Raw genomic sequence first — 1,351 nt, 5'->3', positions numbered from 1 at the left:
CTCGCCCGTCAGTAAATCCTTCCCGGTGACCACCTGCGCTGCCGATTTGGCCGAACCCAGTACCGGTACCAAGTCCAGACCCAGTGAACCGACGCTGACGACGGTTCGGTAGCGTACACCTCTTTGACGCCACTATTGCGCCTGCTGGCGACATGACCGCTACCATCGGAATCGTCGTCCCCTCCCTCTTGCCGCAACTAATCGGTTGTGATGCCAAGAGATTTAAAGAAATCGGCAAACTGATCTGAAAACTCCAGCCCCTGCTGGAGATTGCCATGACTTGAGAAGAGTGTCCGCTCTGTCTCTATGTGTATGACCTCTGCATCATAATCACCACTTTTCCAACACGTAATGCGAGCAACTGTTGTGGGAGTATCTATATCCAATCGCGCAGACGGATTGTCCGACATCTCGCTTTCGGTTACCTGGGCCACAACGTCATTCCCAATAGGCTTGCTTGCAATTTGCGTTGCCCAATCAATGAATTTGTTAAGCATGATCTATCGACTCATGGAAGTTTGGTTGCAGAGTGAACGATATCCGTCACTTCTGGCATTTGTGGTATTGGCAACCCTTTTCGAGCTGCAAGCCGCCCCTCAAGGGAATTAGGACCGATGACTTTGGCCCACCCTTCATTTGTTGCTTTCAACGATGAAGTCGGTACATTGAACTCGATGTACACACTACCTGGTTTAGCTTGGCTCATGAACGCTGAAGCATCCGCCGGATTAGCTACATGGGTAGTGCCAGACAAACTTTCCTGCACCTTTCCCGACGCCTTCATAGCTTCGTGCTCAGCCTCAGACATCCAACGTCCAACCCTTGTTGTCTCCTTTGCCGCCTCTTTCTCCGCCCCTCGCGCCACCTTCGCCAGCGTCGTCCCCTTGGTCAGCAGCTTCCCACCCGGCACCATGCCGAGCACGATGCCGCCCGCCTCTACCCAGCGATTGACCGGCTCGCCCGTCAGTAAATCCTTCCCGGTGACCACCTGCGCTGCCGATTTGGCCGAACCCAGTACCGGTACCAAGTCCAGACCCAGTGAACCGACGCTGACGACGGTTCGGTAGCCACTGTATACCTCTCGCGTACCCAGATTGCGTTTGCTGTCAACCGGCCCAATGCCGTCGGATTCGTCCTCATCGCCCTCAAAGCTGATCATGCCCGGCCGATCCAGGGTCATGTCTCCCAAACCGGATTTGACCAGCTCGGCGATTTTCCCAGCATCGGGCAGGGTTTCCGCCGGCACCGTGGCAAAGCCACTCGGGTCGGTATAGCTCAGCGGGTTGCCCAGCACATAGCTGTAACGGTTGTACTGCTGTTGATTGTCCGCATCCGGCACCGTTGGGTCGGG

At 55.5% G+C, this 1,351-nt stretch carries 3 protein-coding genes; all 3 read right to left on the bottom strand.

What is annotated here, in order from left to right; all coding sequences use genetic code 11:
* Nucleotides 1-84 (bottom strand): pre-toxin TG domain-containing protein (locus FFS57_RS26365; RefSeq protein ID WP_137940524.1); only part of this gene is annotated, 84 nt, incomplete at its 3' end.
* Between the two features lie 113 nt (nt 85-197).
* Entirely contained in the window at nt 198-497 is a 300-nt protein-coding gene (locus tag FFS57_RS25000) for an immunity protein TriTu family protein (RefSeq protein WP_137940523.1), read from the bottom strand.
* An 11-nt stretch (nt 498-508) separates the two neighbouring features.
* Nucleotides 509-1,351, bottom strand: an 843-nt coding sequence (locus FFS57_RS24995; RefSeq protein WP_249384172.1) for a TreTu family toxin, incomplete at its 5' end; no start/stop codon positions are given.

Origin of the sequence: Chitinivorax sp. B (assembly GCF_005503445.1) — a bacterium.
In the GTDB taxonomy this organism is placed as follows: domain Bacteria; phylum Pseudomonadota; class Gammaproteobacteria; order Burkholderiales; family SCOH01; genus Chitinivorax.
The sequence above is the reverse complement of the archived record's forward strand: the minus strand, read 5'-3'. Positions and strand labels throughout refer to the sequence as shown.

Excerpts from the sequence above, each read along its gene's own strand:
- FFS57_RS25000 (WP_137940523.1), bottom strand. The coding sequence starts at position 497 with ATGCTTAACAAATTCATTGATTGGGCAACGCAAATTGCAAGCAAGCCT.